Here is a 22,834-nt window from a genome sequence, read left to right on the forward strand (position 1 = left end):
TGCTATTTTTAAATTTCAATTCAACATCTTTATATCGTTTTTATAATATTTTTTTTATTCTTCGGCACGACGAGGAGCGTGTTATTTAACCCTTTCGATTTCAAATTCATCTTTTGATAAATCAAGCATATTTTTTTGTTTTATCAAATTCACATTCATTGTAGAGTTCTTTGATACTGTTTTGCTCTTTATTTAATATAAATCTAAATTTTGTTTCTAACTGTTTTTGATTTTTTCAATTGTGGTTATTTCTTCTTCGGTAAGATTACTTAGAAATAAAACTATATTTTCGTTTTCGGGTTAAAAATAAGCTTTTTTTAAAAATCTTTCGAAGTTATTTGTTTTGTTAGTTTAGAAGTATCTATTTTTTATTTGGGTTTTGATGAGTAATTAGGTTGGTGATTATATTCTAACTCATTAGAATTATTTGATTTCTTGTTTGAAGTCACAGATATCTTCAAAAACACCAATTAATAAAGGATATCCTTAAAATGTTAATAATCGAAATCGCAATCCAATATTTTTTCACAAAATTCATTCTTTAATATCCTTTCGATAATAGCAACAAATTATATCATTTTTTAAAGAAATTAATTACCAATATTATACAATATTATTTAGTTAATTTTAAAGAAAAAGAGGTTTAATTTGAAAGTGTATGTTCATTCAGGGAATTTTGTTTGAGTCATAGTTAATTACCTCATTTGAGCTTTGAATTAATGGCCTAAATCCCACTTTTGTATGTGTTAAATAAAAAAACCCTGTAAAGGGTCCAAATAATGAAAAAAAATCTAAATTTATTATATAACAAATCACTAATAAAAATATAATTTTAATATATCTAAAACTTAATATTTTAATTAAAAAAAGATTTTTATTTTTTAAAAATTTATTTTAATCTTTATAAAGATTATTTTGATAATTATTTTGTCAATAAATAATTTAAATAAATTTTGTTGTTTAAAATCTTTATTCATAGGCATTTCATCATTATTATTTTCTTCATTTGTATTATTATTTATTATTTTAATTTCTTCGTTTTTTAAATTTTCCATCGCCATTACTCGATGATTATTAAAAATAAATAATAATAATGTAGAAATTATTAAACAAAGATAAATTATGTTAATTTGATTTTTTAATTTAACTATGAATTCAATCTCCTTTATTTTTATTCCTCAGCGGAGGTGATTTCATAGAGGGAGTTGAGGTAAGATAGGACATTATTTTTATTTTGTTCTAAATCTTTATTTAAAGATTTTTCTAAATCTTTTTTATAGTTTTCAGAACCTGCTATTCCATATAACATATTTTCATACATTTTTTTGTCGACTTCTAAATTGGCTATTTCTCTCGAACTTAAATTTTGTGATTTCTTTTTATTTTCGATTTCTTCAATTTGTTTTTTTAATTGGTTGCTTTTTTCTTGTTTTTCTTTTATTTTAGGATTCCAATAATCTTTACTATGTATCATATTGTTAACTAATTTTTGTTTTATTTTATTGATTTCGGTTTTTTCTTCTTCAGAAAGATTTTCTACTGATAAAACTTCATTTTCGTTTTCGGATAAAACATAATGTTTAATTTTATCAAAGTTTTCTTTAGTTATTTTAATTTTAGGTTTGAGATTTCTTGTTTCTCGTTTAGTTTCTGAAGGTTGATTTGGTTCTTTGTTACTTAAAATAAATCCAATTGTAATACAAATTACAACAAAACCAATAACGAGAATAGCTTCTTTATAATTTTTAAAAAAGTTCATTATTTCATTTCCTTTTCGATAATAGTAGTAATTTATATTATTTTTTAAAGAAATTAATTACTACTATTATACAATTTTATTTGTTTGAATATTAAATAAAAAATTATATATTGATTAATTAGTGATAAGTTGAAAGAATTTATTATATCTTTTTTGTTTTAATCTTTCTTGGACTCTGGCATAATTTGGATCTTGCTGTTTTAGTTTTTCTTTTCTGGTTTTTATTTCTTCGTTTTTTGTTTCTAGTTTTTCTTCTAGTTCAATTTTATTTTTTGCTAAATTTACATTATCAGAAACTAAATTTCTTTTTTTAATTAATTCATTTATTATTTTTTCATATTCGTCAATTAGCGTTAGTTAGTTATTTTGTTTTTATAGATTTTATTAAATCGTCTAATTCTTCTAGTTTCTTTTCGTAGTCTTTATAGTCAACTTTGGCTTATTCTATTTCTTTTCCTATTCTTTTGGTAATTGTTTCATATATGTTTTTATCAATTAATTTTAGGTGTTCAGTCTTCGTTTTGGAATAATTGTTAAGCTTAAGTAGATTACACGATAAGTTTCATGAATAATTAAACCACCTTTAGCAATATTTCGAGCAATTTTTTTAATTATTCCACCAACCTGCTGCTCTTAACATATCAAGTCTTCCAAAGACATCCATATATAATTCGGCTTTTTGGCAAATAGCATCACGAAGATTACCAAAACTAAATTCATGTTTTTTGTCCCTAATCGGTTGCGGTGATTCTTGATACGTCAGCAACTTCTCTAATTGATTCTAAACCTTTTATTTTTGCTTCGATTAAAGTTTTTTTCTTTTATTTCATTGATATTGTTGTGGATTTCGGTTTTTATTTGTTCGACAGATTTAATTTGGTTGAAGATAGATTGTTTGTATTTATTTATTTTTTTATAATCTATTACTAAATTTTTTTATAATCTTCGGAACTAGATAACATATTTTCATACATTTTTTGTAGGCTTCTAAATATTCTGCTATTTGTCTTATAAATTCCATTATTTGTTTAACTATTTTCATTGTTTCTTCTTGTAATTCTGAGATTTCATCTTATAAACGTTTTTTATCATCTTCATTAGTTGTTGTTTTTAGTTCTTCTTTTTTGGTATTGATTTCTATATTATTATTTTTTTAATATTTTTTACTTGTTTCAAAATTAAATTTAAAATTTGAGCTATTTCGATATTAGAATAACTAGTAATATTTCCTAAAAGAATCCCAAAACTTAATCTGATGATATTGGATTCATTTTCACTTAATTTAGTTTTTAGTTTATTTAAAAAACATTAGTGATTAACTTATTTAATGTATATTTGATGAAGATTAAGGATTTGATAATGAAAATTATATGTTTTTATTCTTAAAAAGAATAATTGTTTGATTTATTGGTTTTTTGTAAAATAGAAGGAAAATTACTTTTTCAAATGAGTTCTTTGATTTCTGATTTAATAGTTGGTGTTCAATAGACGATGAAATCATAACCTAAATCCGTATAATTATTTAGGGCTTTGATTAGTCCTAAAATACATTCTTAATATAAATCTTGTTGTTTAAAATTGCTCGTGGGCAATATTTAAATCTATTAACTAATTTATTTAATAATAGTGATAAATTAATTTCGATTAATTGATTACGAATTTCTAAATTATTTTTATTTTTTAAAAAATATTTAAATAATTTTTTTATTTGCATTTGAATCCTCTCTAAAAAAGTTTTTAGAAAAGATATAAAAAATTATTTAGTCTTTGAAAAAAAGACTAACTTAATAGTCAGTATTAAAGAAATTTTAAAAAACAAAAAAGTGTCTAAAATTTTGAAAAACCTAACATAGCGAAAAGTTAATTAAATCCTACACTTTGGATATTCATATTAATAATTTTTATTTATGATTAATAATTATTATAGTTGTCTTTTCGATGACAAATTCAAATATCTCATCCTAAAACCCAATTCAACAAACCTTTGGACGAGTTAATACTTTAATAAAACAGCCATATTATATTATAGATTAAACTATCAAAACATTAAAAAGTAAAATATTTTTTATAGTTAATAATATTTTCTAATAATTCAAATAAAATTTATGTATATGTTTTTGTTTTTTTTATAAAAATATATACATAAATTAGAAAATATAATGTATAAAAAGAACGGACATTGTTGTAAATGAAAAATTATATAAATAAAATATATTTTTTGTTTATTATAATTTTATTTATTTGTTTATTTATAAATCCATGGTTTTATAATTTAGATAAAATAGAAAAAGAAGAAATAATTATTCAAGAATTCGATTGGGATTTAAATAATTGTTTTTGCGATGCTGTTATATTCAAAATTGCCAAAAAATTTTCTTATATTTTAGGAAGTTCTTGTCGAGATTTAGAAAAACAATTTTTACAAAATTATATTACTGTATATAAAAATGATAATATTGTGTATGACGAAAAAAATAAAAAACTTATAGTAAAAAATATTAATTTTTTGATGAATACCAAAATTTTTTTTGCTAGAAGTTATTTAAAAATTATTCCCGGTATTTATAAAATAAGAGATAATATATTTTTAGATTTAAATATTTATTTTAAATTCATCAAAAACAAAGATAAATATAAATTAAATAGTTTTGTTAAAATAAAATATTTTTAATGAGATATTTGAAATAAAAAAATAATAATATAGAAAATTATAAAAATAAATTAAATAAAAACCTTATATAAACAAATAAAAAAATTAATAAAAATTTTAATCGCCTAAAGACTAATGAAAAATTAGTCTTTTTTTTGATAAATATTGAAAAATATACAAATGTATTTATATTTTTTTAAAATTTATATTTTTTCTTTTATTGAAATTTTTTTTAAATATCTTTAACATTTAATTCGTTTATAAAAACAAACCAATTATGTAAAATTTATTAATATATACTAGCTTTTGTTGATTTATCAATTTTTGCATTTTCTAAAATATATCGGTTAAAATTTGTTAACACCTATTTTGGCTAAATAAATAAATTTATTCCACATAGCTTCTTTATATAAAAAAGAGCCTAATATAGCAATAATAACTGTTGCGATAATATAAATACACTCTTTCTTTTATTTTTTATACAATGTCTATATAATAAAAATTTTGTACAAATATTATAATAATATCGCAAAGTTAATATAAATAAACTATTTTCGAAAATAAAAAATAACGAAGACGTTTGAAAATAATTTATTATGAATTTGTTTTTAATTTTTATTTCGTGATATGTAATATTATAATTTAACTAATAAATATTTAATACGAATCTTAAAATGATTTATTTGAATTAAATCAAGCAAGTTAAATTCGATATTTAACATTTTTGTAATAATTTTTTTTAAATATTTTAGAAAATTTTATAATGTTTTGCTTTCGTTTTGTTATTAACTTTTTTATATTATAATTTTGTATATAATAAAGAAATATTTGTTTCAACCATAATTTAATAATTTTTTAAGCTTATTTCGATTTTTAAACATATTTATCTAATTATCGTGAAGAATAGATTAATTACGTTTTGGTTATTTACAATAAAACCTCCCACACACCACCGTAAAGGCAAGTTTACAAACATACGACAGTTTTAAATTTCTAGCTTTATTTTTATTCTCATTGCCCTTAGAGACTCTAAACAGTATGAAAAATTTATTTTTGTAACTGCTTGAACTTTGTCAAAAGCTTAAAATCTTTTTTAATTGATTCAATTATTAACAACTCCATGTTAACCGGACTTTCTTCATCCAAAATTAAAGCGCGAAATATAATTCCCTTTTCGCCCTATATCATGTTTTCCATGACTTTTTGGTTAGGCGATTATCTTAAATATTTCAATTGAAGTTTTGCTCCAACGACTACTATTGGTTCTGCTTTTTCCTTGAATCCATAAGGCTTTTTATCCCCTTATGTTTAAGTTTAAACCTTAATTTTTAGGAATATCCAAGTTACTCTAATTAAATACGTGAATCATTTTTTAGGAGTTACAAAGTTTAAAGCTTTAACCAACCGTTAATATTAAATAAATAAACATCGTTTAGCCAGATAGATTAAGAAGTTAGTATTAAAACCAGACAGAAATAAATCCCTATAACTAAATTAGACCCCGAACTTATCTAATTTATTCCTTCTTACGAATCGTTATAAGTTATTTTAGACTCGGTTTTAACATTGCTCCATTTTTTGCGTTTGGGCTCGTTTCAGAACTTATCCATTGAATTCGTTATTCTTTGCGGTAATCCCACTTGGCTAATAACTTCACCTCGCCCCGCTTTTATCTTCTGCTATAACTCCATATCCTTTCTTTAAAAGTGAGCCGGAGAGAATAAATTACACTATTATCAAGTGTTCCAATTCGTTAAGCTGGTGTTAATTAGGCTTTTTTAGAGCACTATCTTATTTAATAAAATATTCGTATTAATTTAAAATATTAACAAAACTTGTCGTTTAATACGAAGATATAAATAAGTATTCACTAAAGATATTATAAATAAAGAAAAAAATTTAATTAATAAATAAAATTTTATATATGTTATACGTGAATAGCTAAAAAGATTATTTTTTAAATCAAAAAAATTATTTTGAAAAAAATAAAATTTAATCCAAATAATAGAAATGATATAATAAAATACAAAATGAAAAATAAATATCAAATTTATAAAAAAATAAACTCTAAAAAAAGAATTATTTTTTTTATTTAAAAAAAAATTAGGTAAAATACCCCAAATAATGCCATAAAACAAACTTAAAATAGGATTGTATGGATAAGAAGAACTTCTAGACCAAAACGCTATTCCTTCTGATAAAGAAACAATTATAAAAGAAAAATATTTTTTAGAATATAAAGGGATGATAAGTAAAGGGATATAACATAAAAAATCGATAAAAAAAAATTTTTTAAATAAAGATGGGCAAATTTTATTTGAAAAATTTTTTATAAAAAAAGATACAACTGACAGCATAGATGCTAAAATAATTTGTTTTAAAACTGAATGATAATAAGTATAATTTTTTTTATTTTCATTATTATAAATCATTTTATTAACTTACTAATTCAAAAATATAATCACAAATTTTCACTTTATCTTTATCAGTCATACCTTGTTTTTTTAATTCTTCTTCTACGCCCATTTTTTTCAATGAATAAGAAAATTTTTTTAATGATTCATAATTATTTAAATCTGTTTTATGAAATAATTTCTCTATTTTATCGGATTTAATTATAAAACAACCTTTATGATCTTTATATACTTCGAATTTATCTTTATTTTCTAAAGTAAATAATTTATATTTTTTGGAATTATCATTGATTTGTTTTTCTTTGTAATCAATTAATAATTCTTTGATTTTATATTTTAAATAATCTAAATTTAAACGATGCCAAACTGAACAAGCTATAATAATTTGTTCTTGATTCAAATTCGCTCTAAATAAATCTAATTTTTTTTGTGAATCATCTAAATCTATTTTATTGAATACTATAATTTGTTTTTTTTCTAAAATTTTAGGATTATATTTATATAATTCTTCATTTAACTGACAATATCTTTCATAAATATCATCATTATCAGCACTACATACATGTATTAAAACTTTACATCTTTCAATATGTTTTAAAAAATCAATTCCCATGCCACGGCCTAAATGAGAACCTTGGATTAAACCGGGAATGTCAGCAGCCGTAAAACTAAAATTATCAACATTAACAACTCCTAAAAAGGGTTTTAAGGTAGTGAAAGCATAAGAAGCTGATTTTGATTTAACATTAGAAATAGTAGAAATTAAAGAAGATTTACCAACATTAGGAAAACCTATCAAACCCACATCTGCTAAAACTTTTAATTTAGTTTTGATAGTTAAACTTTCTCCTAATTCGCCTTTTTCAGCGAAAGAAGGAATTTTATTTTTAGAATTAGCCAAAGAATAATTACCTCTACCGCCTCTACCGCCTTTAGCAATAACTAATTCATGCCCATCTTCTAAAATTTCACCAATAAACTCTTCGTTTTTGTTATTATAAATTAATGTTCCTAAAGGCACTTGTATGATTAAATTTTGTGCTTTGGCTCCATTTTGATTTTTATTTTTTCCATTTTCTCCGTTTAAAGCAATTAATTTTTGTTGATACTGTAACTTAAATAAAGTATTCAAACCTGAATCGCCTATAAAAATAACAGAGCCACCCTTGCCACCATTACCTCCTGAAGGGCCTCCATAAGGTACATATTTTTCTCTTCTAAAAGAAACAATTCCGTTGCCACCGTTGCCAGCTTTAACGAAATTGATTGTTTCATCTATAAAATTCATTTATTGTTGTCCCATACAAAGTTTTTTTAATTAACTGTTTTATCAATAAAATACATAGAAACTTGTTTTTTATTTTTTCCTTTAATTTGATATTTAACTATGCCATTAATTAAAGCAAATAAAGTATGATCTCTACCCATTCCTACATTTTCTCCAGGAAATATTTTTGTTCCTCTTTGACGATAAATAATAGAACCCTTATAGGCATATTGACCATCAGATAATTTGCAACCTAATCTTTTAGAATGAGAATCACGACCATTACGAGTAGCACCCACACCTTTTTTAGTGGCAAACAATTGGATATTTAATTTCAACATAATATTACAAATTCATCTCCTTAAAAATTAATAAATCATTTTTTTATTTCTTGTAAATATTTGTGATAATTTTTATTTAAGTCTTTTAAAGTATATTCTAAATTTGACAATAACTTGTTTAAGATATCATCAAATTTTAATAATTTAAGTATAAAAAAACCTTCTTTTAAATCATAACTAATATTCGATTTTAATTGGCATATTTCAATAGCATTTAAAGTCATAATAATAGCTGTTGAAACGGAGGCACAAACAATATCTTTGTTTTTAATATCGTACAAAGAATGACCTGTGATGTTGACTTTTTCTATTTTGCCATCATCTTTAGTAAAAAAATATTTAATCATAACTTTTAAAAACTAATTTTAGTAATTAATAATTTAGTATATAATTGTCTGTGCCCTTGTTTTAAACGATATTTTTTTCTTTTTTTATATTTGAAAACGATAATTTTTTTATCTTTTCCTTGTTTAATCACTTTAGTTTCTATTTTAGCCCCATCTACGAACGGAGTTCCTAAAATGCTTTTTTTATTTCGAATATCTTCGATAGCTAAAACTTTATCGAAGGTATAACTTTGATCTACTTCAAGAGGCAACTTTTCAACAAAAATTTCTTGACCTTGAAATACTTTGAATTGTTTACTTCCGGATTTAAAAATAGCAAACATAAACAAATACCTATATCTCTCTAATTAAGTGTAAATAAAATAATCTATAGATTTTTTTTAAGATTTTAATCAACTTTTATATATTTGTATATTTTTCTTAAGTTATTAAATCTTTTCTTTATTTAAATAAAAACTACACTAATAATATCACAAAAACAATAAATTGTCAATATTTATAAACACGTATATTTTTAAGTATTATTTTTTTATTTTAAGATATATTTGTTTCTATATTCTAGACAAAACATCTTGAGCAAAAATATAATTAGATTTGCAAAACTTTAAAATAAAGCATTCATATCTAAATTATATTTTAGTCAAACCACAAACATCGCTAATTTGTTTAAATATGATCCTTTTAAAAAGAATTTTTTTTGCTTGTTTATTCCAAGCTTGTTTCCATAACTTTAAATCTTTTTTGTTACGTTTTAGATTAATGTCTTGTTTTTTCATCGATCAAAAAATTATGTTTTAATTTATTTATCAGTAAATTTTTGGCACTTTTATATAAAAAGTGTTTAAAAAATTTACACATTTCTTAATTATTATTCAATTCTTATAATTTTGTTTAAATCTTTTATAATTGTGTCAATATTAACGTCTTTATATGTTAATTTCTAAATTTTTTTATATCTCTTAATATTAAAAAATTTTAAATCTTCTTCTTATTGAAATAATTCTTTTAATAATTTTTAAAAAAATTATTTAAATCATTATCCAATTCATATTCCATTGAATAAAAATCATAAAAATTATCCTGATTTATAATATTTTATTTTGAAAATTTACAAATTCTTTGGTTATTTTGATTAAAATTTCGATCATTTGACATTATTTTGTTTACTTTTTTGGAGTATATTTTCAAAAATATATTGATTTTATTATTTCTTATCGAAAACATAATTTTTTCTATTTTTTATTAAAATCGTTTACATTTACCAATTTTTTTACATCTGTTAATTTTTATTTAATTTGGATGTTTTATAATTAGTTTGTAATAATTTTTGTAAATTATAATTAAAATTAATATCGATAAATCAAATGCGTTTTACTAATTTTTATTCTCATTAATCTTCTTAGATTCTAGAAAGTATGAGAAGTTTATTATTTAGGTTTATTACAAATTGGTCCCGATCTAAACCGTACGAACAAGTTTCCAAGTATACGGCTTGCCATAATTGTAGTGGTATGAGTCTTTTCTCGTGTTATCGTGAGTATTTGTGACTAATGAGAGATGTTTTGTCCCTATGTCTCTTTTTTTAAAAGATAAAAGGGGGGGCTCTCAGGATTTATAGGTAATCTTTAATGTTTATAATTTTGTGAACAGATTATGCTGTTTTAAATATATTGGCATTCATTAAGTCATTACATAAATCTCTACAATTACTTACCACTTTCGCCCTATGATAGGTTTTCCCTATCTTCTTGGTAGTTCGATTGTCTAAGGTGTTTCAACCTTGGTTTTACTTCTACGACTACTAAATGGTATCTTTATCCTTGATTCTATTTGACTTTTTACCTCGAATATTTAGGTTTGACCTTGAATTTTAGGATTCTTAAAGTTCCCTTTATAATATACCTTGACTATTTTAGGATGGATGAACTCTATATTAATAGAGATAATTGGATTTACTAATTGAATAGTTGCGTGATAATTATTAAAGACTAATACTATATCTTTAATATGCATCCAATCTGAAGGATTTCATTAACTTGCCTTCCTTAGGTTATTAAATTACTATTTTATTTCCATTAGGACCGTCTCAGGTCTTTTCCATGATAGTCTTGAACTTGCGATAACTTCTTGACTAGTTACTTCGTCTCATTTCGCTTTTATGACTGCTGTAATCTCATATTCTTTCGTTTATGAAACCGTCGGAGTTTCCTCTTTTATATGTTCTATGGCATTATCGACCATGTAATTGGTTAAATTACTGTATTATACGGTATCTTTTCGCATATTAAATTGTTTAAATTATCATGGGTGCCAAAGAGGCCTTATTAACAACAATTTAACGAATTGTTATGTGTGATAATCACATACTTCATATTCTTGGTTTTCGGAACGAAAGAATCGAAAATTATAGCAGAGAATAAAAGCGAAATGAGACGAAGTAACTAGTCAAGAAGAGACCGCAAGAAGAACGGATTTTATGGATAAGCTCTGAAATGAGCCTAAATACAATAAGAAGGGTAATGTTTAAACCAAGTTGAAAGTAAATGAAACAACTTGCAAGATGGAACTAGGTGGTTAAAATGGTTGACTACGTAGATTATCAAGAGGACTAAGAAACCTCTCTCTGGTGTAAAAACCAACATCTTGACTCACCTAGCTAAACGGGATTTCCCTATCTCATAGACTAAACACCTAAAGTAAATGCCAAGGTTAGCATACCTAAAGAATCCATCGTAGTTAATAAGAGTAAATTGGATCTTCCTAAAAGTCAAGGTTAAACCTAAACCTGAGAGGTAAAAAGTCATGGGGGACTCAAGGAAAAAGTAGAATCATAGTAGTCGTTGGAGCAAAACTAACCCTGGAAAAGGTTAGATAATCGCCCAACCGAGGAAAAGGGTAATAACCTTTACAAGGCGAAAGAGGAAATAATAGTTTTGGGTAATGATGTCAGATAATAGGGCTATAAATCCTTAACTGGAGTAAAAAGGTGTATAATGTACACTTGAATTGGTGCCGAACCAAAGGAGATGGTTCACCTTGTAATTGTAAAAAAACAATAGCAAGCACGAATGCAATACAAACATTCTCTTGTAAAAAATCCTCTGGAACACAAGATGAGAGGAATAATTTACTTACATTAGCTGGATTTAATAGTCCCGGGAAGTAACTATACGTTACAACAAATAAATAAGGTCGCCTTCGAAAAACTGAAGTAAGAAACTATTATAACCGCGGAATGCTTGGAAACTTGCTCGTTCCGTGGTGTGAGGGGCCAGTTTGTAATAAGGTGTAAAATCCCGAAACGCATCTGATCTATCTCGATTTAAAACCCAAGACAATAACAATCCCCATTTTATATATCAAAATCAATTCAATTAATTTATTAAATAAAAAAAAATAAATAATATTATTTTTAATTTTTTTGCCTTAGAAATTAAAAAAATTTATCCTTTCAATCAAATTTTATTCTCAATTTTTATAACAAAACTTAAATAAAAATTTATTAAAAACTTCAAAGATTTAATTTCTTACAAAGAAATATTTAATTAAATTGTTATATCAAATGATTATTTTATAGAAATTTTTGTTAAATAAATTGGATATTAAGTAGAATGAAAGACAAAAATCAAAATTCAATTAAATATTCAAAGAAAATTATTTAAAAAATATTTTTATTTTAATTCTTCCTCAGTATAACCTATCTTTAACAGGTTTTCATTAGTTAATTTATAAGTATTTTCATTATCTTGCCAACTAACATTTTTTAAATCTTGAGCTGTAAATCTTTTTTTAATTCTTGTTAGTTTTTCTTGTTGTGTTTCTTGTTGAATAAATGTTATAATGTTAACTTGATTTTGAATGAATTCTTCTGCTTTGGCTTCATTAAATATATCGAATATCAATTGTTCTGTTGAAAACATATTTTGGTTATCTTTTGTTTTAATATTGCTTGCTTCTTTTATCGATATTTGAAATGAATTTATATATTTAGGGAAATCAGGTATTAAATATGCATTTTTAATTATTTCTTCTTTATTTACCTTTGCTTCAAGTAATTGTTGTACTGTTACCTTTGCTTCAAGTAATTGTTGTACTGTTACCTTTGCTTCAAGTAATTGTTGTACTGTTACCTTTGCTTCAAGTAATTGTTGTACTGTTACCTTTGCTTCAAGTAATTGTGAAATACTCACATTCAAAGTTTTTAAAATTTCTTCATTTAAATCTTTCATAATTATGTTTTTTATTAATTCTTGTTGTGTAAAACCCTTTTCAACTATTACTTCATTTGCTGGCATTTTATAATCTATTATTAGACGATAAGGATTAAATTCAGCTTTTTTTAATAATTGAATTAATAATTCTTGGTTTAAACGTTTTTTTAATTTTTTAAATTGTTTTTTAGTTGTTACTTTATTTTTTAAAATTTTTAATTCTTTGTCATTGTTCAAATTAAGTTTGTTTAATTCTTCTGAAATACCTTTTTCTTTATTACATAATTCTTCTAAAGAATAATTTTCAAGAATTATGTCTAATGAAAATATATTTTGATTCAATTTTTTTCAAAAAATTAGTTTCTTTTTTTCTACCGATAAACATATTTAATCTTTGAATTATAATAAATAATTACATTACTTTTGTCGTTAAATATCCTCGATATCTAGAGAATAAAAGTCCGAAATGCAAATCATTAACAAAATACAAATCAGTTTCTTTTCGATAAAGCTTGAACTAAAAAATTCTATTTAGAAGTATAATTAGAAGTATAATTTTTTCTAAAAAATATTACAATTCAAAAAATTTTCAACATAATATTTAAAATCAAAGAAAAATAATCAAAAATATTTTTTTCACTATATTAACAATATAAAAAATTAAAATTATTATATATAATATAATATAGTACAATTAATAAATATTTTATATTTTTGATTATTGTTTTTAAAGAAAGGATTTTTTGCAATGTTAAACGTAAAAACGAAAGTAAATAATAGTTTTGTACAAATTAAAGATAATTTTTTGAACACTTCTTCAGCAAAGATTATTTATCAAAATAAAGTAACACGTTTTGGGATTGTTGCTAAAACAATTTTATTATTATTAATCACCTCTTTATCGACAATATTGAGTTTTGTATTTTTGAAAACTCATCCAAAATTTTTAATATTAGCTCAGTTTCTTTCATTATTTTATTTTATTATTGTTGTTGTGTCTTTTAGAGCTGGTATTAATTCTGTTGAAAAAGCTAAGTTATCTTCTTTTATTTATTCAATTGTTATGGGTATGATGATTGGAACAACTTTATCTATTTTCGATGTTTATTATCATAATGTGTTCCCATTATCTTGTATAGCTTTGTTTGCTACTTTTTTAGTTTTCTTAGTTGTATCTTATTTATATTATAAAGGTTATGTAACAATCGATAAAGATTCAGCAATATTTAAAAAAATATTTTTAATTGCTTTTATATTGTTTTTAGCAGAAATATTTTCTTGTATTGTTTTTGCTATAATGCGTGTCGAAAATGTTATGACTTATAACATTATAGCTATCCCTATTAATTTGTTTTTTATATATTTTGGAGTGAGTATGTTAATTATACATTTTAATTATGTAGAAGATATTATTACAAAAAGTATGCCGAAAAAATATGAATGGCAGTTATCTTTAGCTTTTGTTTCTTTATTTATAAATATTTTTATGATGATATTAGATATTTTAATGAGATTATTAGGATCGAATAAAAGACAATAGAAATTTAATATAATTTTCAAATATTCATAAAAACAATAGAAATATAATATATTTAATATATAGTTTTTTTATTTTTTAAAAGAAAGTGAGTTATTAACAATAATGGCAACAAAAATACGTTTACAACGTTTTGGTAATCATAAAAGACCTTTTTATCGTGTAGTTACTGCAGAATCTCAGCGAAAAAGAGATGGTAAATTTTTAGAAATTTTGGGTACTTACGAACCCTTTCGTAATTTAGTTGATATAGATTTAATAAAAGTTGAAAAATGGTTGTCTGTAGGTTCGCAACCAACTAAAACTGTTGTAAATTTACTAAAAAAAGTAAAGCGTCAAAAAAAAGATAATTTAAAATAAAAAATGAAATTTGATATTATCACTATTTTCCCTGATTTTTTTTATGATTTATTAAATCATTCTATCATTAAAAGAGCTCAAGAAAAAAAAAAGTTCGATATTAATATTCATAATTTAAGGATGTATAGCCAAAATAAACATCATCAAATTGATGATACCCCATATGGCGGTGATAATGGGATGTTATTATCTTTTCCGCCTTTTTATCAATGTTTAAATAATATAGAAAAAAAAGAAAAAACAAAAATAATTTTATTATCGCCGCAAGGAAAATTATTTAATCAACAAAAAGCTATTCAATATTCACAAGAAGATGCTCATTTTATAATTTTATGTGGTAATTATGAAGGTATAGATGAAAGAATTTCAAAATATATTGATGAAGAAATATCTATAGGAGATTATATTTTAACTGGTGGTGAATTTGGCGCAATTATTTTAATGAATGTTATGATAAGACTTCTACCAGGAGTAATTAAAAAAGAATCTTGTCTTCAAGATTCGCATCAAAATATTTTATTAAAATATCCTCAATATACTAAGCCTAAAAATTATAAAAATCACAAAGTTCCTGAAATTCTTTTATCTGGCGATCATTCTAAAATTGCTCAATGGCGCAAAAAAGAAAGTTTGAGAAATACTTTTTTAAAAAGACCTGATTTATTAAAAAAAATAAATTTAGATATTGAAACACAAAAATTATTGACAGAAATCAAAAAAGAAGAAAATAATTAAAAAATAGTTTAAAGGATAAATAAAATGAATCTTAAAGGTCAACAATTAATTAATTCAATCAATGATAAAAATTTAAGAGATGTACCTAATTTTAGACCAGGTGATACTGTAAAAGTTTTTAATAAAATTGAAGAAGGAAACAAGAAAAGAATTCAAGTTTTTGAAGGTATAGTTATTAGTCGTAGAGGAAGTCATATTTCTGAAACTTTTACAGTAAGAAAAGTATATGCAGGAGTAGGCGTAGAACGTATTTTTCCAATTCATTCAAATTGTTATGAAAAAATAGAAATTGTGCGTCGCGGCATAGTACGTAGAGCTAAATTATATTATATTAGAAAATTATCTAACAAGGCTATTAAAATCAAAGAAAAAAAATAATTTAATTTTTTTATTTTAATTTTTGATTAAATAGAATAATAATACATCAAAAGGAGTTTTTTGTGTTTTTATTTCAAGAATTAAAATGGCGTAATTTATTTAAAAATTCTACTGACGAAAAAAAATTAGAAAAATTGTTAAATCAAGAACAAATTAATTTTTATTGGGGTTTTGATTTAACTGCTGATTCATTAACCATTGGTCATTTAGTTCAAATTATAACTATTTTATTATTACAAAAAAAAGGTCATAAACCTTTTATTTTAATCGGACGAGCTACTTCTTTAATAGGAGATCCGAAGGAAAAAACAGAAAGAAAATTATTATCTCTTGAAGAAATTGAAAATAATTTATTTAAAATAAAAAAACAATTAATTAAATTATTACCAGAAAATCAAATAACATTTGTAGATAATTATGATTGGATTTCTAAAATTGATCTTATGACTTTTTTAAGAGATTATGGCAAATGTTTTAATGTAAATTATATGATTTCTAAAGAAAAAATAGCTAAAAGATTAGATAAAGGAATCTCTTATACTGAATTTTCTTATATGATTTTGCAAGCTTTAGATTTTTATTTTTTATATAAAAAACATAATGTTGTATTACAATTAGGCGGTTCGGATCAATGGGGCAATATTACATCTGGATTAGAATTAATAAGAAAAAAGGAAACTGCTGAATCTCAACAAAAGCCTTTTGCTTTAAGTATCTCACTTTTGTTAGATGAAAAAGGTCTTAAAATTGGTAAAAGTGAAAAAAATGCGATTTGGTTAGACGAACAATTGACAAATCCTTATCAAATTTATCAATTTTTTTTTAATATTGATGATAACAATGTTATTAATTATTTGAAAATGTTAACTTTGCTAGAGGTTGAAAAAATTTTAGAATTAGAAGAACAAATGAAAGTTAATCCTGGTAATAGATTGGCTCAAAGAGAATTGGCTAAACAAGTTGTTTCTTTTATTCATGGAGAAAAAATTTTTCAAGAATGTTTTCAAGTGAATAATATTTTGTTTTTAAAAAAAATAAAAGAAATTAATGATAAAGAATTTCTTTTATTAAGAAAATATTTATTTTCAAAAGAAATTAAAGAGCCAATTAGTTTAATTGATGCTTTAGTTAAAACTAAATTAGCGGATTCTAAAAAAAAAGCTAAAACTTTAATAACTGCAGGGGCAATTAAAATTTTTCAAAAAACTATTAAAGCGATAGATTTTGTTGTTACTGCTGAAAAAGCTTTATGTAATAATAAATATATCTTATTAACTAAAAAAAATAAAATGAATTCCTTAATCGTTTTTACAAATTAAATTTTATATTCGTTTTATTGATAAAATATAAGGAAGGTTAGTATTTTAATTGGATGAATCAATTATATCGTGATTTAATAGTTAAACATTATCGAAACCCTTTTAATAAAGGTTTAATTAAAAATACTAAAAAAAATAATTATATTATATTTAAAAAAAAAAATATTTCTTGTAGTGATGAAATAACTCTGCAAGTTAGATTTGATAATTGGAATATTGTTGATATTAAATACGATGTTAAAGGATGTGCTATTTTAATCGCTTCTTCTTCTTTAATGTCTATTTTTTTAAAAAACTATAATTTAAAAGTAGCTATTACTAAAATAAACAATTTTTGTAATATGTTACAAAATAAAAAATTTAATCCTGATTTATTAGAAAAAGAATTACAAGTTTTAAAAGTAATTAGTCAATTTCCAGGCAGATTTGTATGTGCTAGCACCCCTTGGCAATTATTATTACAAATGATACAAAAAATAAAAAAATAAAATGTTTAGTTTTATTTTTTTAAAATTAAGAAAGGTTTATTATTATATCGTAATGATTTTAAAAATAATTAATCTTTATAAAACTTTTATAATAAATAAAAAACATTATCCTGTTTTAACCAAAATTAATGTAGAAATTCCTGAAGGTCAAATTTTAGGTTTAATAGGTGAAACTGGTTCAGGCAAAACTACTTTATTAAAAATAATGAACAACTTAGAACAACCTGATAAAAGAGAAGATACTCAAATTATAAAAAAATTTAATTATCTTGAAAGTAGTACTATTTGGCAAAATTTAAACCTTTTATCTAATTTAAATGTTTTCGATAATATCGCTTTACCTTTGAAAATTAGAAAATATCCAAAAGAACAGATTAAACATAAAGTTTTAGAAGTTATAAATTTCGTAGGATTATCGAATTTTATTTATTCTTATCCTAAACAACTTTCTGGAGGTCAAAAACAAAGAACAGCTATTGCTAGAGCTGTAGTTTACGAACCTAAAATTATTTTTTGTGATGAACCAACTTCTTCTTTAGACGAAAAAGTAAGTCAAAATATTCTTGAAATATTTCATCAAATAAATAAAATAAAAAAAACAACTATTATTATAATTTCTCATAATAGTTCGATTATAAAATCTTTATGTAATTCAGTTGTTATTTTGAACAAAAATAAAATAGAAAAGATTATTGATTTAAAACCTTCTTATAATTTTAAATCAATATCTTATCAAGATTTTTTTTTACAAAAATAAATATTTTTATCAAAATTATTCAAAATGTTAAAGATAATAAGAGGAAAATATGAATATACAAAGAAAAAAATTAATTTCAATTTTTTCTTTAATTGTTTTGTTATTAGTTTCGATAAGTGTTATTTTATATATTTGGAAAAAACCAAAAGACGACAAACAACTAGAAAAAATAAAAATGGCCACTGCTTTACCTAGTATAAACCAATTTTTTTTAGAAAAAATAGTACAACAACAATTAAAAGAAAAAAATCTCGAAGTAGAAATGATTAATCCTAATCATGATTATTCACAAACTAATCATTTACTTAATCAAGATCAAATTATAGCTAAATTCGACTCTCATTTGCCTTATACTAAAGATCTGAACAAAAACCAAAATAACAATGTTAAGGTAATTGTTGCTCATCCTTTTTATTGGGCTCATGTAGGATTATATAATATAACGTCAGATGACACAAATAAGATAAAAACATGGGATGAGTTCATTCAAAGACAAAACAAAAATAATAATCTAAAACCAATAAACATTTTATTATGTGAAGATGGCATCCAATCAAATATGATGTTACGTTTTTTAGAAAATTTACAAATTATAACAAGAAAAAATGAATTTAAAGACGATAAATTAAAGAATAAATATACTGATTTAAAAATCACATCTTTTGAAATCCCATCTAATATTAAATTAACAACACCGGAAGGAATCGACTATTCAAAATCAACTAATTATTTTAAAGAACATTCAAATAAATATGATTTACTTATTCAATATCCCGCAATTTTTAATTCTTTTTCAATACCAAAAGAACAAATAAAAACTATTAACACATTTAAAAAACCATCAAATGATAATATTGCAATAAGTTATACGATTTCATTGATAATAAAAGATAAGAATAAAGATGATGACAAAATCAAAAAATTAATACAAGTTTTGACAAACGAAAAAGTAATGGAATTATACAAAGAAAAATATAGTGACAATAATAATTTAATAGAACTAAATGAAATAGAATATGTAAAAAATAAAATTAATCTTGAATGCGAATAATTTATGATAAATTTTTTTTCTTCTTTTTATAAAGTTTTAACGTATCGTCATCATCAAGGTAATTATTTATTATTGGAAGGCTTAAAAGAAACAATAAGATTAAATGTTTCGTCTTGTTTATTTTCTTTTGTTTTTGGTTTTTTATTAGGGATATGTTTGTATTTATTAAAAATAAATAATAAAACAAAATCTTATTTTATTATAAATAGTTTTATAAATATTATTATTTCTACTCCATATATAATATTAATAATTTTAATAATTAATTATGTTACAGGTCCATATTTGAAATGTTATTACAGTTTTAAAGCAGCTTTTATTTGTCTAAGTTTTGTTTTAATTTTTATTTTTGCTCGCAATTGTGAACAAATATTTTTACAAATGAATCCTGAACTTTATCAAACAGCTTATACTTTGGGAGCTAATAAAAGACAATTTATTATATATTTTTTATTAACAGAATCTAGAGTTTTTTTAATTTTAAAATTAGTTTCTCTCTTTATTTCTGCATTAGCTTATTCTAGTGTTTTACATTTTGTAGGGCACTATGGATTAAGCGGGTTAATTTATAAATATGGTTGGGGAGACGGAGTTATTAATTTTAGAAAAGTAGGTTTTAATCAATTAGACTTCATTTTAACTTATAGTATAGTTATATTTTTATTAGTTCAAATGATTAATATAATTGCTAATTGGTTTGTGAATAAATTAGATAAAACAAGATAATAACCTTATATAATTTTGTATATAAGGTTATTTCTTTTCTTTAAAAGTAGAAATATCCTCCTGTCTTATAAATGAAATAATATAAGATTACACATTGATCATAAAAGTGAAATTAAACGAAGTAACCAGTTCAGAAGTTATCGAAAAGTTAAATTCTATTACAGAAAGAAAGGACCCGATATGGGTTTCTAATCTAACAGAAAGTTAATGAAATATTGCAGTTGTGAAGTTGCAAATATTATGATTTTTTTCTTGTCCATCATATACAATTATCTCAATGTATCTCGATGAGTTGTCTTAAATGACAACTCCAAATATATCTGCATTTACTTAAATCCTAAAAATCAAGATTAAAATCTAAAAAGTCCAAAAAAGTAAAAAGAGTAAAAAGAGTAAAAAGATCAGGCAGATTTTAATAATAAAGCATCTGTTCAGTAATAATCTCAACAACAACCTCAAATCTATATTGAAATAAATATAGAAAAATCTTGCCCATGTTTAAAAAGATAAGCCAAGTTATAAACCGAAGAATAATCTATGAATCATGAGTAGATTGAACTCATTATCTAGTACATATAGCTACATGTATGATATCAACTCAAATAATTACAATTGTAACAAGCTCGTATATTTAACTTGCTTGTGTACAGTTTAGAACAGGACGCGGACCCGATTTGTAATAAAGGTATGGTAATGCAAAAATATCCCCTTTTATTAAAACACAGATAATTCATCGGTATAGATATATAATTAATATATCGATAAATTAAATATTTATTTATCAATTTTGAACAATATTATTTATTTATTTTTTGATAATATTAATATGTTTCAGTGAATTTAATTTTATTTGTTCCCCAGACATATTGTATAAATTCTTTTTTGTTTCCATTTGCTGGATCATATTTTATAGCATAATCTAATGTGTCATCTTGTTGATGATATTTTATTTCTTCTATTTTTATATTTGTATTTGGATCAAATTTGTGGATATAATTAATTTTATTTGTTCCCCAGACATATTGTATAAATTCTTTTTTGTTTCCATTTGCTGGATCATATTTTATAGCATAATCTAATGTGTCATCTTGTTGATGATATTTTATTTCTTCTATTTTTATATTTGTATTTGGATCAAATTTGTGGATATAGTTAATTTTATTTGTTCCCCACACGTGTTGTATAAATTCTTTTTTGTTTCCATTTGCTGGATCATATTTTATAACATAATCTAATGTGTCATCTTGTTGATGATATTTTATTTCTTCTATTTTTATATTTGTATTTGGATCAAATTTGTGGATATAGTTAATTTTATTTGTTCCCCACACGTGTTGTATAAATTCTTTTTTGTTTCCATTTGCTGGATCATATTTTATAACATAATCTAATGTTTTATCTTGACAAAATTTAGTTTTTTCTATTAGTTTATCCGTTTGAATATTGAATTTTGCTTTGCTTACAAGTGTTTTCTCATCATCTTTATATAAATTTTGTTCTACTAATTTGCCTGTTGTTTGATCGTATTGTTCGATTACTTTATATAATTCTTCATTAATGCCATAAATTTTTTTTGGATTTGTTTTTTGACTTGTTATTTCATTATTTTTATTATTCAATTCTTGTTGTAATTGATTTATTTTTTTTTCTTTATTTTGAAATTGTTCTTTAAGTTTTGAATTTTCATTTTGAACTCTTATTAATTTGTTATCTTTATCTGTGATATCATTTTTTAAAGAATTTATATTTTTTTCTTTATCCGAAATATTAATGTTTAAAAAATCAATATTATTTTTTTGGTTATTTACTTTAGATTGAAGTTGTTTTATATTTTCTTCTGTTATTAAAATATTTTTTTGAAACAAATCAGAATTGTTCTCGCCATCATATATATCCGATTTTAATTTGTTTATATCTTTGTCTTTTATTAATATATTTGTTTTAAGAGAACGAATATTATTTTTATGAGTATTTATTTCTGTTTCAAGTTCTTTTATATAACTATCTTTTTTTAATAAATTATTTTGGGATAAAATGTATAAATAATAGATAATAGCAATTAAAATTATAGTTGAAATAATAATAAAATAAACTTTTATTTTTGTTTTATTTAACATAATATTCATTCTTTTTTCCTATCTTATTTCTATTTGAAAATAATTTTTAACTATATTAATATATTATTTTGTAAATAGCCGAATTATAAAGAAATGATTAAAATATATTTATTAAACAAATTTGAAATAAAAATTTTATCTATATTAGTTTGTTATTAAAAAAAATAGAAAATCTAAAATATATTTATATAATTGTTAAATATTAAATTAAGAAAAATGTTTATAATAGTGAAAACTAGATGTGTTTCATAATTATTTAAAATCTATTTGTATAATTGTTTTAACTCGATAAAATAAATAATTTAGATTTTCATAAACAAAAAAATACAAATTTTTAAATTATATATAACATTGAATTATAATTATATTATATTTAA

At 22.5% G+C, this 22,834-nt stretch carries 21 protein-coding genes and 2 pseudogenes; 11 read left to right on the forward strand and 12 right to left on the reverse strand.

From position 1 onward, the window contains the following. Positions 1–881 precede the first annotated feature (881 nt). The 5 genes and pseudogenes from Q2306_RS02060 to Q2306_RS02080 all read right to left on the reverse strand — a co-directional run bounded on the left by Q2306_RS02060 (position 882) and on the right by Q2306_RS02080 (position 3,473). The gene (locus Q2306_RS02060; protein ID WP_323847642.1) at positions 882–1,055 is read right to left on the reverse strand and encodes a hypothetical protein; all 174 of its coding nucleotides are present in this window, start codon (positions 1,053–1,055) and stop codon (positions 882–884) included. 9 nt (positions 1,056–1,064) lie between these two features. Further along, positions 1,065–1,175 (reverse strand): annotated as a pseudogene (locus Q2306_RS02065) (hypothetical protein); the annotation flags it as partial. After that, positions 1,172–1,759 carry a hypothetical protein gene (locus Q2306_RS02070; protein WP_323847643.1) on the reverse strand — a complete coding sequence of 196 codons (588 nt, stop codon included), beginning with the start codon at positions 1,757–1,759 and terminating at the stop codon, positions 1,172–1,174. The gene Q2306_RS02070 and the pseudogene Q2306_RS02065, both read right to left, overlap by 4 nt. A gap of 607 nt (positions 1,760–2,366) precedes the next feature. Next, on the reverse strand, positions 2,367–2,525 hold the full coding sequence (locus Q2306_RS02075; protein ID WP_323847644.1) for a hypothetical protein: 159 nt from the start codon (positions 2,523–2,525) through the stop codon (positions 2,367–2,369). 371 nt (positions 2,526–2,896) lie between these two features. Next, a pseudogene (locus Q2306_RS02080) lies at positions 2,897–3,473 on the reverse strand (sigma factor). A gap of 474 nt (positions 3,474–3,947) precedes the next feature. On the opposite strand from Q2306_RS02080, the gene Q2306_RS02085 reads away from it, so the two are divergent. Further along, positions 3,948–4,430: a hypothetical protein gene (locus tag Q2306_RS02085; RefSeq protein WP_323847645.1), complete on the forward strand. Its 483-nt coding sequence runs from the start codon at positions 3,948–3,950 to the stop codon at positions 4,428–4,430. A 1,796-nt stretch (positions 4,431–6,226) separates the two neighbouring features. Here Q2306_RS02085 and Q2306_RS02090 read toward each other — a convergent pair. The 5 genes from Q2306_RS02090 to rplU are packed head-to-tail and all read right to left on the reverse strand — an operon-like array spanning position 6,227 to position 9,101. Continuing rightward, positions 6,227–6,841: a hypothetical protein gene (locus Q2306_RS02090; protein WP_323847646.1), complete on the reverse strand. Its 615-nt coding sequence runs from the start codon at positions 6,839–6,841 to the stop codon at positions 6,227–6,229. Positions 6,842–6,845: 4 nt separating this feature from the next. Continuing rightward, positions 6,846–8,111 carry a GTPase ObgE gene (obgE, locus tag Q2306_RS02095; RefSeq protein ID WP_323847647.1) on the reverse strand — a complete coding sequence of 422 codons (1,266 nt, stop codon included), beginning with the start codon at positions 8,109–8,111 and terminating at the stop codon, positions 6,846–6,848. 26 nt (positions 8,112–8,137) lie between these two features. Further along, the gene (gene rpmA, locus Q2306_RS02100) at positions 8,138–8,431 is read right to left on the reverse strand and encodes a 50S ribosomal protein L27 (protein WP_323847648.1); all 294 of its coding nucleotides are present in this window, start codon (positions 8,429–8,431) and stop codon (positions 8,138–8,140) included. 35 nt (positions 8,432–8,466) lie between these two features. After that, positions 8,467–8,778, reverse strand: a complete 312-nt coding sequence (locus Q2306_RS02105; RefSeq protein ID WP_323847649.1) for a ribosomal-processing cysteine protease Prp — start codon at positions 8,776–8,778, stop codon at positions 8,467–8,469. A gap of 5 nt (positions 8,779–8,783) precedes the next feature. Then, positions 8,784–9,101 carry a 50S ribosomal protein L21 gene (rplU, locus tag Q2306_RS02110; protein ID WP_323847650.1) on the reverse strand — a complete coding sequence of 106 codons (318 nt, stop codon included), beginning with the start codon at positions 9,099–9,101 and terminating at the stop codon, positions 8,784–8,786. 2,678 nt (positions 9,102–11,779) lie between these two features. On the opposite strand from rplU, the gene Q2306_RS02115 reads away from it, so the two are divergent. Further along, positions 11,780–11,944: a hypothetical protein gene (locus tag Q2306_RS02115; RefSeq protein ID WP_323847651.1), complete on the forward strand. Its 165-nt coding sequence runs from the start codon at positions 11,780–11,782 to the stop codon at positions 11,942–11,944. Positions 11,945–12,449: 505 nt separating this feature from the next. Here Q2306_RS02115 and Q2306_RS02120 read toward each other — a convergent pair. After that, positions 12,450–13,331 (reverse strand): hypothetical protein, encoded by an 882-nt coding sequence (locus Q2306_RS02120; RefSeq protein WP_323847652.1) that lies wholly within the window; start codon positions 13,329–13,331, stop codon positions 12,450–12,452. Positions 13,332–13,737: 406 nt separating this feature from the next. Between Q2306_RS02120 and Q2306_RS02125 the strand changes: the two genes are divergently transcribed. The 9 genes from Q2306_RS02125 to Q2306_RS02165 all read left to right on the forward strand — a co-directional run bounded on the left by Q2306_RS02125 (position 13,738) and on the right by Q2306_RS02165 (position 20,340). Further along, a complete protein-coding gene (locus tag Q2306_RS02125; protein WP_323847653.1) occupies positions 13,738–14,529 on the forward strand; it encodes a Bax inhibitor-1/YccA family protein in 792 nt (263 codons plus the stop codon). A 102-nt stretch (positions 14,530–14,631) separates the two neighbouring features. Then, on the forward strand, positions 14,632–14,886 hold the full coding sequence (gene rpsP / locus Q2306_RS02130) for a 30S ribosomal protein S16 (protein WP_323847654.1): 255 nt from the start codon (positions 14,632–14,634) through the stop codon (positions 14,884–14,886). A 3-nt stretch (positions 14,887–14,889) separates the two neighbouring features. Then, complete coding sequence (trmD, locus tag Q2306_RS02135; protein WP_323847655.1) at positions 14,890–15,621, forward strand: tRNA (guanosine(37)-N1)-methyltransferase TrmD; 732 nt, start codon at positions 14,890–14,892, stop codon at positions 15,619–15,621. Between the two features lie 24 nt (positions 15,622–15,645). Beyond that, positions 15,646–15,999 (forward strand): 50S ribosomal protein L19, encoded by a 354-nt coding sequence (gene rplS, locus Q2306_RS02140; RefSeq protein ID WP_323847656.1) that lies wholly within the window; start codon positions 15,646–15,648, stop codon positions 15,997–15,999. A 62-nt stretch (positions 16,000–16,061) separates the two neighbouring features. Continuing rightward, on the forward strand, positions 16,062–17,318 hold the full coding sequence (tyrS, locus tag Q2306_RS02145; protein WP_323847657.1) for a tyrosine--tRNA ligase: 1,257 nt from the start codon (positions 16,062–16,064) through the stop codon (positions 17,316–17,318). A 53-nt stretch (positions 17,319–17,371) separates the two neighbouring features. After that, complete coding sequence (sufU, locus tag Q2306_RS02150; protein WP_323847658.1) at positions 17,372–17,806, forward strand: Fe-S cluster assembly sulfur transfer protein SufU; 435 nt, start codon at positions 17,372–17,374, stop codon at positions 17,804–17,806. A 52-nt stretch (positions 17,807–17,858) separates the two neighbouring features. Continuing rightward, a complete protein-coding gene (locus Q2306_RS02155) occupies positions 17,859–18,563 on the forward strand; it encodes an ATP-binding cassette domain-containing protein (protein ID WP_323847659.1) in 705 nt (234 codons plus the stop codon). Between the two features lie 49 nt (positions 18,564–18,612). Next, positions 18,613–19,614 (forward strand): MetQ/NlpA family ABC transporter substrate-binding protein, encoded by a 1,002-nt coding sequence (locus Q2306_RS02160; protein ID WP_323847660.1) that lies wholly within the window; start codon positions 18,613–18,615, stop codon positions 19,612–19,614. A gap of 3 nt (positions 19,615–19,617) precedes the next feature. Further along, positions 19,618–20,340 carry an ABC transporter permease subunit gene (locus tag Q2306_RS02165; RefSeq protein WP_323847661.1) on the forward strand — a complete coding sequence of 241 codons (723 nt, stop codon included), beginning with the start codon at positions 19,618–19,620 and terminating at the stop codon, positions 20,338–20,340. An 821-nt stretch (positions 20,341–21,161) separates the two neighbouring features. On the opposite strand, the gene Q2306_RS02170 is transcribed toward Q2306_RS02165, so the two are convergent. Continuing rightward, positions 21,162–22,457, reverse strand: a complete 1,296-nt coding sequence (locus Q2306_RS02170) for a hypothetical protein (RefSeq protein ID WP_323847662.1) — start codon at positions 22,455–22,457, stop codon at positions 21,162–21,164. Between the last annotated feature and the right edge of the window lie 377 nt (positions 22,458–22,834).

The sequence above is a fragment of the Phytoplasma sp. genome (assembly GCF_035187685.1).
In the GTDB taxonomy this organism is placed as follows: domain Bacteria; phylum Bacillota_I; class Bacilli_A; order Acholeplasmatales; family Acholeplasmataceae; genus Phytoplasma.